Source organism: Streptomyces sp. NPDC008125, assembly GCF_042957125.1.
GTDB lineage: Bacteria > Actinomycetota > Actinomycetes > Streptomycetales > Streptomycetaceae > Streptomyces.
The window spans coordinates 54,441-67,796 of record NZ_JBIBHR010000026.1 but is presented as its reverse complement, the minus strand read 5'-3'; the positions used below and the strand labels follow the sequence as shown (position 1 = coordinate 67,796).

At 70.3% G+C, this 13,356-nt stretch carries 18 protein-coding genes; 7 read left to right on the top strand and 11 right to left on the bottom strand.

Features of this window, described 5'->3' with window-relative positions; translation table 11 throughout:
• Window positions 1–1,109 precede the first annotated feature (1,109 nt).
• Together ACFZAX_RS32035 and ACFZAX_RS32030 are read left to right on the top strand one after the other, a co-directional pair.
• Entirely contained in the window at window positions 1,110–1,667 is a 558-nt protein-coding gene (locus ACFZAX_RS32035) for a replication/maintenance protein RepL (protein WP_390965941.1), read from the top strand.
• The gene (locus ACFZAX_RS32030) at window positions 1,664–2,137 is read left to right on the top strand and encodes a helix-turn-helix domain-containing protein (RefSeq protein WP_390965939.1); all 474 of its coding nucleotides are present in this window, start codon (window positions 1,664–1,666) and stop codon (window positions 2,135–2,137) included. Before ACFZAX_RS32035 ends, ACFZAX_RS32030 begins: the two co-directional genes overlap by 4 nt.
• Before the next feature lie 448 nt (window positions 2,138–2,585).
• Here the strand turns inward: ACFZAX_RS32030 and ACFZAX_RS32025 are convergent, their stop codons facing one another.
• Complete coding sequence (locus ACFZAX_RS32025; protein WP_390965938.1) at window positions 2,586–3,431, bottom strand: hypothetical protein; 846 nt, start codon at window positions 3,429–3,431, stop codon at window positions 2,586–2,588.
• A 110-nt stretch (window positions 3,432–3,541) separates the two neighbouring features.
• On the opposite strand from ACFZAX_RS32025, the gene ACFZAX_RS32020 reads away from it, so the two are divergent.
• The gene (locus ACFZAX_RS32020) at window positions 3,542–3,991 is read left to right on the top strand and encodes a hypothetical protein (RefSeq protein ID WP_390965936.1); all 450 of its coding nucleotides are present in this window, start codon (window positions 3,542–3,544) and stop codon (window positions 3,989–3,991) included.
• A gap of 146 nt (window positions 3,992–4,137) precedes the next feature.
• On the opposite strand, the gene ACFZAX_RS32015 is transcribed toward ACFZAX_RS32020, so the two are convergent.
• Window positions 4,138–4,701, bottom strand: a complete 564-nt coding sequence (locus tag ACFZAX_RS32015) for a GntR family transcriptional regulator (protein ID WP_390965935.1) — start codon at window positions 4,699–4,701, stop codon at window positions 4,138–4,140.
• A 224-nt stretch (window positions 4,702–4,925) separates the two neighbouring features.
• On the opposite strand from ACFZAX_RS32015, the gene ACFZAX_RS32010 reads away from it, so the two are divergent.
• Window positions 4,926–5,408, top strand: coding sequence for a hypothetical protein (locus tag ACFZAX_RS32010; RefSeq protein ID WP_390965934.1), 483 nt, complete (start codon window positions 4,926–4,928; stop codon window positions 5,406–5,408).
• A gap of 109 nt (window positions 5,409–5,517) precedes the next feature.
• Here ACFZAX_RS32010 and ACFZAX_RS32005 read toward each other — a convergent pair whose 3' ends face one another.
• The 9 genes from ACFZAX_RS32005 to tap all read right to left on the bottom strand — a co-directional run bounded on the left by ACFZAX_RS32005 (window position 5,518) and on the right by tap (window position 11,105).
• Window positions 5,518–5,778 (bottom strand): hypothetical protein, encoded by a 261-nt coding sequence (locus ACFZAX_RS32005; RefSeq protein ID WP_390965932.1) that lies wholly within the window; start codon window positions 5,776–5,778, stop codon window positions 5,518–5,520.
• Window positions 5,775–6,080 (bottom strand): DUF6247 family protein, encoded by a 306-nt coding sequence (locus tag ACFZAX_RS32000; RefSeq protein ID WP_390965946.1) that lies wholly within the window; start codon window positions 6,078–6,080, stop codon window positions 5,775–5,777. The genes ACFZAX_RS32005 and ACFZAX_RS32000 overlap by 4 nt, the downstream gene beginning before the upstream one ends.
• Window positions 6,081–6,157: 77 nt before the next feature.
• Entirely contained in the window at window positions 6,158–6,739 is a 582-nt protein-coding gene (locus tag ACFZAX_RS31995) for a hypothetical protein (RefSeq protein WP_390965929.1), read from the bottom strand.
• A 38-nt stretch (window positions 6,740–6,777) separates the two neighbouring features.
• Entirely contained in the window at window positions 6,778–7,014 is a 237-nt protein-coding gene (locus ACFZAX_RS31990; RefSeq protein WP_390965927.1) for a hypothetical protein, read from the bottom strand.
• Window positions 7,007–7,351, bottom strand: a complete 345-nt coding sequence (locus tag ACFZAX_RS31985; RefSeq protein ID WP_390965925.1) for a hypothetical protein — start codon at window positions 7,349–7,351, stop codon at window positions 7,007–7,009. The genes ACFZAX_RS31990 and ACFZAX_RS31985 overlap by 8 nt, the downstream gene beginning before the upstream one ends.
• A 101-nt stretch (window positions 7,352–7,452) precedes the next feature.
• Window positions 7,453–7,947, bottom strand: coding sequence for a hypothetical protein (locus ACFZAX_RS31980; protein WP_390965923.1), 495 nt, complete (start codon window positions 7,945–7,947; stop codon window positions 7,453–7,455).
• Window positions 7,948–7,961: 14 nt separating this feature from the next.
• Window positions 7,962–8,516, bottom strand: a complete 555-nt coding sequence (tpg, locus tag ACFZAX_RS31975; RefSeq protein WP_390965922.1) for a telomere-protecting terminal protein Tpg — start codon at window positions 8,514–8,516, stop codon at window positions 7,962–7,964.
• A 3-nt stretch (window positions 8,517–8,519) separates the two neighbouring features.
• Window positions 8,520–8,912 (bottom strand): hypothetical protein, encoded by a 393-nt coding sequence (locus ACFZAX_RS31970; protein WP_390965921.1) that lies wholly within the window; start codon window positions 8,910–8,912, stop codon window positions 8,520–8,522.
• A gap of 39 nt (window positions 8,913–8,951) precedes the next feature.
• A complete protein-coding gene (tap, locus tag ACFZAX_RS31965) occupies window positions 8,952–11,105 on the bottom strand; it encodes a telomere-associated protein Tap (protein ID WP_390965919.1) in 2,154 nt (717 codons plus the stop codon).
• Window positions 11,106–11,338: 233 nt separating this feature from the next.
• On the opposite strand from tap, the gene ACFZAX_RS31960 reads away from it, so the two are divergent.
• The 3 genes from ACFZAX_RS31960 to ACFZAX_RS31950 all read left to right on the top strand — a co-directional run bounded on the left by ACFZAX_RS31960 (window position 11,339) and on the right by ACFZAX_RS31950 (window position 13,299).
• The gene (locus tag ACFZAX_RS31960) at window positions 11,339–11,926 is read left to right on the top strand and encodes an Imm21 family immunity protein (RefSeq protein WP_390965918.1); all 588 of its coding nucleotides are present in this window, start codon (window positions 11,339–11,341) and stop codon (window positions 11,924–11,926) included.
• A 294-nt stretch (window positions 11,927–12,220) separates the two neighbouring features.
• The gene (locus tag ACFZAX_RS31955) at window positions 12,221–12,688 is read left to right on the top strand and encodes a hypothetical protein (RefSeq protein ID WP_390965917.1); all 468 of its coding nucleotides are present in this window, start codon (window positions 12,221–12,223) and stop codon (window positions 12,686–12,688) included.
• Window positions 12,689–12,909: 221 nt separating this feature from the next.
• Window positions 12,910–13,299 (top strand): hypothetical protein, encoded by a 390-nt coding sequence (locus ACFZAX_RS31950; protein WP_390965915.1) that lies wholly within the window; start codon window positions 12,910–12,912, stop codon window positions 13,297–13,299.
• Window positions 13,300–13,356 lie beyond the last annotated feature (57 nt).

The following is a 13,356-nucleotide window of genomic DNA, read 5'->3' as shown; positions in this document are numbered from 1 at the left end:
ATATGCAGCGCTGGCGCGCTGCATAGTGATGGAATTGCGCAAGCGCAATTCGAATTCCAGCGCAAGCGCTGGAATGGAATTCCGTAAACGGAATTCCGAACGGAATGCAATTCGCGCTTGCGCGAATTGGAGGTGACCGCGCAAGCGCGATCACCGGGGCTGGCTAGGAGGGGAGGTGCATCACGCGCGGCACTGTGTAGGGCTTGGGAATCCCAGCCACCACCCCCTTAGTGACGCTGACGGGTCATCGGCCTGCCGTGGTGCCGGCCTAGCTGCAGTGACGGGTTCCGCTGCGCTCCACCCTAACCCCTCCCCCGCCCTCGAAGCCGTCCGGTCGGGTTCACGAATGCCCCGCCAGCTTACACGCCTACTGGCAACTGTGGGACGGAATCAGGCGATGCGTCACCCAAGGGAGCGAACACGCGTCAGGGTTGATGCATCACAGGTGCGTACTGTGTAACGTTTGGGTCCTGGCTGCACCACCCCTAGCCGGTTGGATAACTGGCGGCAGAATTCAGAATTGCGCGGCCTTAAATGCCTCAGCCACAGAACGGAAGCCCGATATGCGAGAGCTTGAATTCAACGTGCGGAGGTACCTGAGTCGATCGGCCGCCAGGCCGGGCGGCGGATCCGACGACCGGCGCTGGCCACGCTTCCGTGTTTTTGATCGTCAGGGCCGGTACAGCCCGAGACGCAGCTCCGCTGGTGCCGCCTACGGTCCGCGCCTGACTCACGGAGCCGCACGCGAAGCCGCCTCAGCCCGGTCCGAGGGCCGACGCGCAGCAGCTGGCGGGTCGCCGGCGGATGGATTCGCAGCCTCACCTCCCCGGCCGCAGCCTCACCGCTGCATGGAGCGGCGGGAGAGCGCGGCGCGGGCTGCAGGGGGGCACGCCTCTAAAGATCAGATAGGCGCGAGCCTGTGACCTGCGAAAACGCGAGAGATATATGCAGCCTGAGTGAATGGATCACGTTCGAGGAGGGCGAGTTGCATGCACGTAGGTGAATAGATCGTTCCTGTCCAGGGACACGCCCGCTGCGTGCATACATCGCCTGCATAACATTGCAGATCTGCTATGTTATGCAGCCTCGACGATCATGGAGGAGAGCCCGTGGCCCAGCCCCTGAGGCGCAGCGCGGAGGCGCCGGCGACCATGCCGCGGCTGGCCCCCGCTCCGCTGCCCGCCGATGCTGGCAACAGCATGGAGACGGCGCAGCAGCTGGTCAGCAGCCTGGAGAGGCTGGCCAAACGTGGCGGGACCTTCACGACGAAGGACCCGGTCAAGCCGTACGTCTTCTACGGCAAGGGGCACCTGAGCATGTCTCAGGTGATCGAGGACAACCTGTGGAGGTTCGACCTGAGCGCGATGTCGCGGAACGTTCTGGACTACCTCAAGACGCATCACGACAAGGAGGGCCTGGTGAAGATGACGCAGGGGGCTCTGGCGAAGAAGTACGGCTGCTCGCAGTCGAAGGTCTCGCGCGCCGTGGGCCAGCTGAGCCACCACAACTTCACGTGGCGGGAGCAGCGTGGGGTGTACCGGCTGAACCCGCTCTACGCTTACCGGTGGGGTAGCGAGAAGCAGTTGCGCCTGGTGAAGTCGCTCAAGAAGACCCTGGTCGAGCACGAGATCACCATTCCGACGGTGAGGAACGAGGCCACGCGATGAGCTCCGCTTCCATTCCTGGTTTCCACAATCCGGAGATCTTCGAGGTGCTGCCGAACGCCTGCTTGTCGCCGACTGCCCGCGACGTCTTCGACGTGCTGACCTCGCGCCAGGAGCCGGGCGGCCTGGTCAAGGTTCGCCAGCAGGAGCTTGCCGAGCGCCTCGGGCTCACCCAGTCCGTCGTCTCCCGGGCCATCAGCCAGCTGCGCGACAAGGGCATCATCAGCGAGCGGCAGCGCCGCGGTGAAGTCCTCATCCACCCGCTGCTGGCTGGCTACGAGTCGCTGAGTCACATGGTCAACCACCTCAAGGCCCCCGATACGTTCGTGTGGCCGCTGAACTTCCCGACCGGCGACATCCGCCCGCCGCGCGCCCGTGACGCCCGCATCGGGACAAGCTTCGATCCGAACCCAGACGGGGGCGAGGACGCCCCGCTGCCCGACGCACCGCCCTCCCTACGACTGGCCGGATGAACCGCGACTCCAGCCTGACCACCGCCACGGCGCCCACCCCACCGGGAGGGCGCCGTCGTCGTTCCCGGCCGCCGCGGTGCAACACGGTGGCTGGCCCCGCTCGCGGTCCCGGCAACGCGCTGCACTGCGTCGTGCTGTATGCAGCCGCTGCATAGATCTTTTGACCTGCTGCACGAGCAGCACCCTTGTCCCGCCCGGCCCAGGCAAATGCTGCGCTGCACCCACGACACCACCCTGCGTGCACTCCGACGACCATCACCAGGACCACGGCCACCACCCTGCTGCCCACCGAGCAGCACTCGTTGCTCATCACGGCGAGCAGCACGACCAGGAGCAGCGGCAGCCCCTTGTCGCAGGCCCTCGCCTCACACCTCACACCCTTACAGCGCACCTCGCTCACCTGGGAAAACAGGGTGTGTGCCACATAGGAGCAGCTGGGATCTGTGAGCTACAGGACGGTGCCGTGCAGGGCGCGGCGGTCTCCGGAGAGGGCGTAGCGGCGGGCTGCGAGGCCGTTCTCGAGGTTCTCGCCGATCGCCTCGCACAGCGGAGCCAGGACGTTGGTGGCGTCGGTGTCGGAGAGGTAGGCCGGGGCGACTTCGAGCATCAGCTCACCGATCGCGTGGGTGTTGGCGGCGAGGTCATCGACGACGGCGCGCAGCGCGGCGACGGTCGGGTCCGCCGGCGGATCGGCGGGCGGCGGCGGGGCGGTGCGGACGTCGCGGACGGCTTGGCGGACCACGGCGCGCACCGTGGCGGTGTCGAGGGCCTGGAGGCCGCTGTGGGCGAGTGCGGCGAGTCGGCGGGTGATCACTTCCGCGACGACGTCCGTACGGCCGGAGACGGCGATCAGGGCGCGCTGGGACAGGCCGTAGTCGAGCGCGGCCGCGGCGGCCGGGCCGGTGTCTCGCGTGCGAGACGCCCCGGGGCCGGCGGCGACGGCGTCGTGGATCGCGGCCAGGGCGCGGGCGACGTTGAGGAGCCGGTACGTCTGGGCGCGACTGATGCCGAACTCCGCGTCGCAGTACGACTCCCAGCTGCTGTAGCCGAGGGGTGCCCAGACGCGTGCGGCGTGGGCCGCGCGGACCCGGGCGGCGAGGAGCGCGACGGAGCGCTGGACGTCGTCCAGCGCCTCGCGGAGCCCGGCCGTCATTTCCCGGGCTCGGGCGACGGTGAGCGGGGGCCCCACCGGTTCGGCGCCGTGCTCCTGGTCCTCGGTGTGCTCGCCCACGACTCCATCGTCCTCCGGGCCGGCGAGCACCACCAAGGCGTGCAGGAGCACGAGCGCGGGCACGGACCGGCTCCCCAGCGGTACGCAGACCGGGGCGGGTCGTTGAGCCCGGTATGGAGCTGCCGGAGCGGGTCGAGGTGTTGTCGGACGCGGCGTGCGAGGTGTGGGAGGCCGTGACTGAGGACGGATGGTCGCCGTCGGCGGCGTCGGACACTCTGGGCACCGTGGACGCCTTGGTCGACGCGCTCGCCCGGCTCGGGCCGGAGTTCGCGGAGGTGCTGGCACCCGCGCGTGCCGCGACCGCGGCGGCCCGCGTCCTCCTGGCGAACTCGGAGGACGGCCGGGAACTCCCCCCGGAGAGCGCATCCCGGCCGGTGGCGGGTCCGGCGCCGGGGCGGCACACCGTCCCGGAATTCTGGATCAGCCGGAACATGGTGGTGGCCGAGCAGCTGTGGTGGGGCGAGCAGGAAGGCCGGGGCGGGCCGCTCGCGGACATGTTCGCCGCGCTGCCACCCCGCGCCATAGAGGAGGCAGTCCATCGGCGGCGTCAGGGTGAGGTCTGGCACGAGGTGCTCGAGAGCCTGTCTCGCGCCAGTGTCCTCTGGCACAGCCAAGCTGGCTGAGGCAGCCCACCTCACAGGCTCATACCCTCACAGCTCACCTCGTCCACCTGGGGAAACGGCCTGTGAACCTGATAGACCTCACAGGCTGGGGCTGACGTGACACCAGGCACGCCACATCCCGGCCCCGGGGCGCGGCCGGGATGTGGCTACGTCGCCTGGGCGTCGCCGCCGTCCGGCAGCTCCTGCTCGATCTCCCGGGCGGCCCGCATGAGTTCGAGGGCCTCGCGGCGCAGCTGGCTGGCGCGTTCGCGCAGCTGCGTGACGCGCCGGCGTTGCTGCTGGGGGCTGAAGGCGTTGACGTACTGGCCGCGCGGCCCGGCGAGGAGTCCTTCGGCGATGAGCTGGCGTACGGCTGCCTTGGCCTCCTTGCCGCCGATGCCGAAGTGCTGGGCGATGTCGTAGCGGGTCATGAACCGTTCGCCGGGGTCGTAGCTGCGGTGGATCGCGGTGCGCAGCAGCCGGTAGGCGCGCTCGGTTGGTGTCGTCGTGCCGACGCTGTAGAGGCGGTAGCCCTCGAACAGCGTCACCATCCCTTCGGCGGCCAGGTGCTCCAGCGCGGCGCGGACTGTGTCCGTGGACAGCTGGAGGTCTCCCGCGATCTCGGCCAGCGCGGGCAGGTGGGTGCCCGGCTCGGTGCACGAGAGCCGCACCCACCGGCGCACCGCCTGGACGTCGCCGTCGCCCACCACCACATGGTCTGCCGTCGTCATGCCCGCCCCCTGCTCTTCGGTGATCCGGTCCGGGGAGCAGCCTGGTGGGCCGTACGGTGCGGGCGCCAGGATGTTGCAGGGGATTGCCGGGACCGGGCCTGCGGGGGGTGGATATGGGTGGATACGCGTTGCCTGCGCGGGCGGCTACCGGTGGATACGGCCTTCCGGGTCGCAGGGTTCGCGGCACACTCAGCTCACCATCCCGCCGGACGAGGAGAAGTGCGATGCCGAAGAAGACCGCCGTCGATGATGCGTACGCCCCTCAGAGCGACACGGTTCGGGTCGGACGGCACGACCTGGCGCGTCTGCTGCTGGAGTTCCGCTCGCTGGTGAGCCAGCAGGCCCCCGGCAGTTGGGAGCACATGAGTGACTACGACCTGTCCTTCGAGCGGCTGGCCGACGCTGCCGACGCCGCCGCGCAGGCCCGCCAGGGCGCCCGCTGGGAGGGCCCCGACCTGAGGATGCGCTGCACCACCACCGAAGCCGTCTACGCGTGGCCGGAGGGCGCGCCCTACGAAGGCGGGACGACGGTCACGTGGAACGTGCCGGGCCACGGTTCCCACGCCACTGATCCCGCCGAGGATCTGACCATGTCGCTGTGCGGCTTCCGCTGGGCGGAGGGTGAAGGGCGGCAGGTGAACGGCTTGCCGGACTGCCGCGAGTGCCGGCGCGAGGTCCAGCTCGGTGCCGACCGCCCCCGCGGCTGACCCCGGCGCGGATCCGCCGTCCCGGCCGGGTGGATACGGCCGTGGTTACGATGCGAAACGGCTTGACCCCGGCCGGTGCGAGGCCGGGGTCAAGCCGTAGTCACCGGTGCTACCCGAGCCAGACGATGTTCAGGACGGTCAGGCTGCGCAGGGGCCGGTTGATCCAGAAGGTGACGGAGAGCTGGCCGACGGCCGCGTAGCGGACGTCCTCGCCCTCGTCGTCGTCCGCGTCGAACTGCTGGAACCCCCACGGATCGCCGGCGGCCGCGGCGAGGATGTCCCACACGGTGTCCACCGCGTGCTCGGGCAGGCCGTCGAGGAGCTTGGCGGCCGGGGCGGATACGCGGACCGCGTACGGCGAGGCGCTCACCGGCGACGGCGGCGGAGCTCCGCCAGGTCGACGGCGTCGCTGTCGTCGTAGCCGGAGGCGACGAACGCGTCGACGGCCGGGGCGTGCGCGATGCGGCCCTGCCATTCCTGGACGACCTCGTAGAGCCCGGCCAGGGAGAACGTGCGGCGGGATTCCTCGAGGGCGGCCGTCCACTGCCGCTCGAAGGCCGGCACCCAGGAGTCGGCGCGCTTGTCGGCGCGCAGCTGGGCGAGGAGTTCGGCCGGAGCTCCGGGTGCGGGGGCGTGCGGCGTGAGGGGTGCGTGGTCGGGCTGCGCGCTCATCTGGTCCTCCCGGCGGGTCGTCACCTCACCGTACGCGCGCCGGGTAGCCGTGGAAGGCGGCATGGGCGGATCCCCTTCTACTGGGTGCGCTGGGCGCGGGCGAGGGCCTGGGCGTGCTCGCGCAGGGGCTGGTCCTGGGTGTCCCAGGTGGCGGCCACGTAGGTGAGGAGTTCGGCCGTCGCGCGTTCCGGGTCGCTCGGGTCGCTGGTGAGCAGCCGGTCGGCGGCGTGGGCGACGTCGGCGGCCGGGGTGGAGTGCTCTTGGTCGTCGGCGGGCCGGTAGCAGGCGGTCAGGGTGAGGGTGTACTCGTCGCCGGTGCGGGTGAGCGCGGTGACCGTGTTGAGGTTGAGCGGTCCGAAGGACGGCTGGTCGGGGGCGGCGCGGATGAAGTGCGGGTGGGTGCCGATCGCGGCGACCACGGCGTCCCAGGCGTAGGCGACCCGCTCCGCGTCGGGGGCCGGTTCCACGGCGGTCAGGGAGAGTTCGAAGCCGGTGCCGTCGGCGTCGCGGAACCAGACGCTCTCGTCGCCGGGCGCGGCCGGGGCGACGTAGGTGATGTGCGGGCTGCGGCGCAGCGCGTCGGCGATACGGACGGCGTCGTGGTCCGCGTCGAGCAGCGGGCTCTTGGCACGGTCGATGAGTGCGGGGTCGGTCGTCATGAGCGCTTCCGTCTTCCTGCTGCGGGCGGGCGGGTGGGTTACTGCCGGGGCTTCCGGGGCTTCTTCTGCGGGATGGCGCGGCCGCACACCGTCGCGTCGTCGTCCGTCGCCCAGCTGCAGAACCAGACGCCGGTGACATCGGCGGCGGTGAGCGGGATCCGTCCGGCCACCTGCTCGCCGTGCTCTCGGCACAGCAGGACACCGTCGAGTTCCGGGTGCCGGTAGGCGACGACGCCGGCCTGGGACCGCTCGGAGGCGTGGTCGGGCTCAGGCACCGGTGCGCTCCGGGAGGCCGGGCCCGGTGGGCGAGAGGTCGGTGGCGTAGGGGTCGGGCCGCCGGGTGGCCTGGACCCAGCCGGTCGGCGACGCGTAGGCCATGTTCGAGGTGGCGTGGCGGGTGACCGGCTCGGTGTCGCCGTCCAGGAGAACGCGCAGGTACGTGTCGGCGGTGTCGACGATCGTGCCCTCCCTGTCGGTCCAGCGGACCCGGCCGCCGATGGTGGCGCGAGCACCGAGCCGTTCGGGCAGCCCGTAGTAGGTGTTGATGTAGTCGAGGTCGTGGTCCTGGCGGCGCCTGATGCGGAAGGCGTTGTCGAGGTCGTCGTACGGCATGGGTTCCTCCTGATGAGGGGTGGGGGTGCACGTGCTGGTGGGGCTGCGGGACACTGATGGCTCGGGTCCCCGGCAGCTGATATGCCGGGGACCCGAGCCGTTCAGGAGCGGGCGGCCGAGGTCTGCTCGATGAGGTGGCCGGACCTGGACTGCGGTCGTCGGGTGCGGTACCCGAAGCCGGTCAGGATCGTGCCGAGGGCGGTGTTCATCGCCGCGCGGACGGTCTCGTAGCGGACGACGGCCTCATGGTTCGTCTGGCCGGTGTCGACTACGCCGAACGCGGCGCGGTCGAGACGGGCGTGGGGCAGCCAGTCCACGACGACTTGGGCGTCGTCGTCGAGGTAGGCCACGACGCCGCCCTGGTCCTCGTCCGTCGTGCACTGCGCGAGCGGTACGACGTACAGCCCGGCGGCGGCGAGGTCGAGGCGGACCTGTTCGAGGAGCATCTCCGGGGCGAGGGGCGCGAGGTCCTCGGCCAGGCGCAGGAGGGTGGCGGCTTCCTCCTCCTGGCGCTGGTAGTCGTCGGCGGCCCGCCGGTTCGCGTCCCGTTCGGCGTCGTTCTTCGGGTCCGGGAACGGGTAATTGATGCTGGCCATGGATGGCTCCGAATTTAGTATTCGAGGTCGAGGTAGTCGATGTCGTTGATTTCCACGTCCGACAGTCCCATAGCCCGGCCGCCACCGTCCTGGAAATACACCTCCTTGAATCCTTCGGCGATGATTTCGCGCATCTCCTGGTCGCTCTGCCCCGTATCGCGGGCGTCGAACAGGCGCTGGGCGTAGGTGGCGGGGAGCTTGACGGTGAGGCGGCGGAACCGGCCGTCGTCGGTCGATCCGGCGGACGACGTGTAGCCGAACCGGGCGCGGGTCTCCACCGTGATCCCGGTGGTGGCGGCCTGCTGCCGGCGGCGCTTGCGGACCTGGGGCTGCCACCGGGCCCGTACGGCGTCGTCGATCTTCGAGGCGACGTCGGCGCGGGCGTGCTTCCGGGCCCCGCGCCGGTAGCGGTTCACGGAGTCGGCGGTGACACCGAGCTCCGCCGCGACGGCCTTCGCGCTGCCCATCTGCTTGAGCAGGTAGCCGATCTGGCCCTTCAGCGTCTTGGGCGGCTGGCGGGTGAAGTGCTCCCGGTCGGCGCGCTCGATCGCGTCGTCGATCTCCCCCATGGGTCAGCTCCCGTCCGTGGTCGCGCGGTGATCCCAACGATCGGCGACGAGGTGAGCGTTGGCGGCCGGAGTGAGGTTCACGGCCAGGCGCTCGCCCACCCCGGTGCGGGTGGTGGCGGTGGGCACGAGGTAGCCCACCGCCCGCAGTTCACGGACCGCCTTGCCGAAGGCTTCACGGCCTTCGGCGGCCAGGCGTTCCTGGCGGGTGAGGGAGGTGAGCTCCCTGATGCCGGGCATGTCACCGGGGGTGTAGCCGGTGGCGAGTTCGGCCAGGACACCGCGGGCGCGCCAGGTCAGGCGCATGTCGCGCATCGCCCGGGCGAACAGGACCGGATCGTGGACGGGGGGAGCGGTGGGGACGGGCCATCGGGGAACAGGGCCGTCGGTGCTGGTCATGGGAACTCCTGGTGGGGCTGGGGTGGGGGTGTGGGTGGGCTATTCGCCGTCGTCGAGGACGGCGTCGCCGCCCTTGATGTGGCGGGCGGGGTTCAGGCCCTTCTCCATCAGGTCGACGGCCCACAGCATCGGCTGGACGCCCTCCAGCTTCGCCAGGCCCGGGGTGGGCCCGAGGCGGAACCCGCCGGGCTGCGGCTTCCCGGACGCCGCGTACGGGAGGAAGTCGAGCGGGCTGGCACTCGGGCTCGGGTAGACGACACAGTCGGAGAGCACGGCGAGCGGGTACAGCCCGGTCATCTTGACCATGTTGGTGAGCTTGCGGTGCATGTTGACCCGGGCCTTGCTGATGACGGCCGCCCGGATGTCGGGGCGCCACGTCGGCCGGGACAGAGCCGGCCACGTCTCGCCCTCCTTGTACGACTTGCCCTGCGGGCGCTCGCGGAGCTTGCCGACGCCGCCCTTCACCGTGGCCTTGATCGCCGCGAGGACGGCGGCCAGCGCCGGGTCCTTCTCCTTGTGGTGCTCCATCGCCGCCAGGAACTCGGTGTCGGAGAGGTCCCGGGTGACGCCCATGTCGGCGAGGGTGTCGACGTAGGCGTTCTTGAGGCGGTCGTGCCACGGGTCGAGGTATGCGCCGGTCTCGCGGCGCAGGTACGCCTCCAGCGGTTCGACGTTGTAGCCGAGCTCCTGGGCGTAGGCGAGGGTGTGCGTCTGGTACCAGCCAGGTCCCGTCGGGCGGGTGCCGTCCGGCGTGAACGGTGAGGGCAGGCGCGGGTCCAGCTCGATGTGGGAGAGGTCGGCCAGCCAGCTCCCCGGGATCTTCGGGTTGAACGTCGGGCCCACGAAGTGGTCCGGGGCGGAGAGACCGACGACCAGGCGGGCCGCAGCGGCGAGGAACGCCGTGTTGAGGTCCAGGCCGACCGCGAAGGGCAGCGTGCACTCCTCATCGGAGAGCGTGTCCACGTCCCGCACCCACTGGAAGGCCTCTTCGTTCAGGAACCCGCCCGTCCAGCCCGAGTTCACCACGACGGGGTGCTCTGCGGTGGCCTCCGGCGGCGCCGGGTCCACCGGCTCCGTCCCGAGCGAGCCCGCGTTGTGACCGGACACCCAGTTCCCGGTCTCCTCGTCCCGCACGGCTTTCGTCGGCGGGCGCAGCGCCGTCATCAGCTCCAGCCCGGACACGGCCGTGGAGCCGCGCGGGGTGATGACCCGGGTCGCGTAGACCCCCAGCACGCGGGCGATGTCGGCCGGCTCCATCTCGCTGACGCCGGGCCAGGACCGCTCATCGAGGGCGCCCCAGGACAGGATCGCCAGCTGCACGCACTGCCGCTCGCGCCCCTGCGCCTTGCGGTAGATCCGCGCCCACGGGCCGAAGCCCCGCTGGGTGAGCTGCCACTTCGCCTTCGCGACCTGCTTGACGACGGGGTGGTCCTCGGGCAGGCGCAGGGAGCGGCGCTGCTCGTGGCCCTCCAGGCGCTCGGGGAGCCCGAGCTTCACGGCGGCGGCCGCGGTGAGCACGATCAGCGGGTCGGAGTCCTTGCCGTACCGGTTGAGCTTCGGCGCGCCGAGGCCGGACTCGCGCAGCGTCCACTCCACGAGCTCCACGATCGTGGTCGCCGGGCAGTGGAGCACGAGGTCGTCGATGCCGTACGCGGAGCCGTGTTCGTCCAGTACGGCGAGCGGTCCGTTCGGGAAGCGCGGGTCGACGGCGGGCTTCGCAGCCTTGGTCGCCTTCTTCGCGGCCGGGCGGCGCGACGACGTCGCCGGACGGGCAGCCGGTCGCTCCGGTGCGGTCGAGGCGGCGGGCGCCGGGGCCGGCGCGACGGTCTCCGGCTCGGGTACCTCGGGCGTGGCCGGACCGGTGAACGTCTCCGGCACCACCGGCATCGGCTGAGCCTGCGGCGCGACGACCGGGTCGGCAGCGGCGGGGGCAGCGTGGGCGTGGGCGGGGTACTTCGCCGCCCACCCGTTCAGCAGCCGCTGGTACGCCTCCAGACGCGGGCTCTTCGGCTCGGAGCGGCCGTTCTCGTAGTTCTTGATGGACTGCGTCGACGTCTTCAGCGCGACCGCGAGCCGGGCCTGGGTGATACCGGCGGCCTCGCGCAGCCGGGCCCGCTCCGCCGGAGGCGGCAGCTGGGGCTCCTCCGCCAGCAGCGCGTCAACCAGGTCGAACAGTTCCTCTTCGGATGCCATGGGGGATCTCCTCTCCAGCACTCACCCTACCCCTGATTACCCCTCAAGTTAGCCATTTCCTAGAACCATTTTTTTTACCCGAACAAAGAGCTGAATCGGGCGCTTCACCTGCCGGATCTCCCACCCTCTGTCCTGTGTCATCGAACCTTGAGCGATTGCCACCGAAGTTTGATTGGTGGGCGGCCAGGCTCTGGCCTGCGAGCGATGTCAGTGGCGGGCGACAGAATGCGCGTATGGATGCTTCTCATGACTCGGATCGCGGTGACCGCGCTGAGCTGGTGTGGGTCCGGTCGATGGGCGGCCCCTTGATCGTCGTTCCAGAGTCCTCGGTACGCGCCTGGGGTGGATGCACGGAAGACGGTTCTGTCCTCGGTGACGCCGATGGCCGTGATGACTACGACCGCGCCTGTGAGGTGGAGGACTTGGCCGGTGTGATCGCCGTGGGAACGGGCGCCGCTACTGCTCTTGTTCTGGCCGATGAACCTGCCAGGACGTGCTTCCTGTCGGAGACACTGCTGTTCGTGCGGTGGCTGGCTGCGGACTCCGAGGCCGAGGTGTTCACGGCAGCCGCGGCGGTTCTGGCCGATCCGGACACCGCTTGGGAGGACAGCGGACTATGGGTCACTGACGGCCCGGCAGTGTTGATGGACTCGGCCGAAGCGGGTGCCGATCTGGGAGTGGCCTATCCACACGGGGGCCAGCCGGAACAGGCCCCCGTGCAGCTCCCGGCAGGCCAGTGGAGGGTGCGTGCGGTCCACAAGAGCGGCGAGTTCCCATGGGTCGGCTTGGTGCAGCTCGTCGCCGAGGACGGCCGCCCCTGACGCTCGGCACCCTTGCCACTCAAACTTCGGTGGCAATCGCTCAAGGTTCGATGGCACAGGACACCCTCACAGGGGCACACGCACCCTCACCACCTGCGGAAACGGCATATGAGGCTTACACAGGAACCGTCCGAGTCGGCCACCGTCCCGACCTCATGCCCTCTGTGGCTCCGGGACGCCGCGCCACCCTGGCAAGGGATGCCCCAGCAGGTCTTCAGTAACCGCCATTCGGCGGAGGTCGCTGTCGGTCCCGCGATCGTTAGCAGGGAAGCCGCATCGACAGAGGAGATCACGGTGAGCAAGCAGAAGAAGGGCCGTCGGCACCGGAGCGTCAACCGCACGCCACGGCCCGCGAGCCGGCAGGACGACAGCCTCCACAGCTGTCTGCCCCACCAGTCGCGAGGCCCTGCCGCTGCCGTGTACCGGGACGAGGCAGAGCTCGTCGACGGCCGGGCATACCCCGCCACCTCGCGGCTGACCCTCGACGGGGAGCAGATGAGGTTCGATCTCATCGCGAACATGCACGCCGTGACCCACGGCGAGGTGACCGGACCGTGCGCCGACATGCTGACGGCGCTCGCCCTGACCTACCTGGAATCCCAACCCACCCTCCTGGCCGCCTTCGGCCCGGGCGACGAGGCGCTTCAGTCGACCACCAAGCTGACCGAGTCTTTCCGCCGCTTCTTCCAGGAAGGCGTCCTCGGGGTGGACACCAAAGGCGGATACGTCAACTTCGAGCGACTCCACGCAGCGCACGCATAGAGCCGTACGCCGGGCCCCGAGTGGGAGACCGGCACGCCGGGTGCGGCCTCGACGACGCGGCACCTCGAACCGGCGAACTGGCGGCCGGAGCGCCCGCGCCAGCAGGGCGTCCGGCCTCGGGCTCCCAGCCGCACGGCCGAGCGTCGTAAGCGGTTCAGCATCTTCACAGAACCCGGCAGCGTTACCGGACGCCGCCGGCATGACGAGGAAGGACCCTTCTCTTGACGACCGCTGCCACCCCTGCGCCCCGGCTGACCGCAGCCGACCTGACCGCAGCCGACGTTGAGGCGCTCGTGTATTTCATCGACCGCAGAGTGGATCGCGTTCTGGCCGCCAACAGTGTGGAGAGCGACGAGTGGAGGGCCGGCCTGGGACTGCGGAACGCGCTGAACTACCAGGCGAAAAGAGCGCGGAAGGCATTCGAACGGAACGACCAGTCCCTCGAGACGGTGCTGGAGCGATTCAGGCGGTGGAACGGACTGGCGGTCCTCGCCCTGGGGTGGGCAAGGGACCCCGGCTACGACGACCGGTGGAGGGTCGTTTACCACCCCAGCGCCGAAGGGGCCGCTCTTTGGGCTGCCCTCCGGAGCCCGATCACGTCGAGCAGCTGAGGGACAGTCGCCTGGGCGGGGCCCTTGGCCGGTGACCACCGTTGGCCGCTGATGGTC

Bases quoted from the DNA above. Each gene is read 5' to 3' on its own strand.
- ACFZAX_RS32030 (WP_390965939.1), top strand. From the start codon at position 1,664: ATGAGCTCCGCTTCCATTCCTGGTTTCCACAATCCGGAGATCTTCGAG.
- ACFZAX_RS32015 (WP_390965935.1), bottom strand. From the start codon at position 4,701: ATGACGACGGCAGACCATGTGGTGGTGGGCGACGGCGACGTCCAGGCG.
- ACFZAX_RS32010 (WP_390965934.1), top strand. From the start codon at position 4,926: ATGCCGAAGAAGACCGCCGTCGATGATGCGTACGCCCCTCAGAGCGAC.
- ACFZAX_RS32000 (WP_390965946.1), bottom strand. From the start codon at position 6,080: ATGAGCGCGCAGCCCGACCACGCACCCCTCACGCCGCACGCCCCCGCA.
- ACFZAX_RS31995 (WP_390965929.1), bottom strand. From the start codon at position 6,739: ATGACGACCGACCCCGCACTCATCGACCGTGCCAAGAGCCCGCTGCTC.
- ACFZAX_RS31985 (WP_390965925.1), bottom strand. From the start codon at position 7,351: ATGCCGTACGACGACCTCGACAACGCCTTCCGCATCAGGCGCCGCCAG.
- ACFZAX_RS31980 (WP_390965923.1), bottom strand. From the start codon at position 7,947: ATGGCCAGCATCAATTACCCGTTCCCGGACCCGAAGAACGACGCCGAA.
- tpg (WP_390965922.1), bottom strand. From the start codon at position 8,516: ATGGGGGAGATCGACGACGCGATCGAGCGCGCCGACCGGGAGCACTTC.
- ACFZAX_RS31970 (WP_390965921.1), bottom strand. From the start codon at position 8,912: ATGACCAGCACCGACGGCCCTGTTCCCCGATGGCCCGTCCCCACCGCT.
- tap (WP_390965919.1), bottom strand. From the start codon at position 11,105: ATGGCATCCGAAGAGGAACTGTTCGACCTGGTTGACGCGCTGCTGGCG.
- ACFZAX_RS31960 (WP_390965918.1), top strand. From the start codon at position 11,339: ATGGATGCTTCTCATGACTCGGATCGCGGTGACCGCGCTGAGCTGGTG.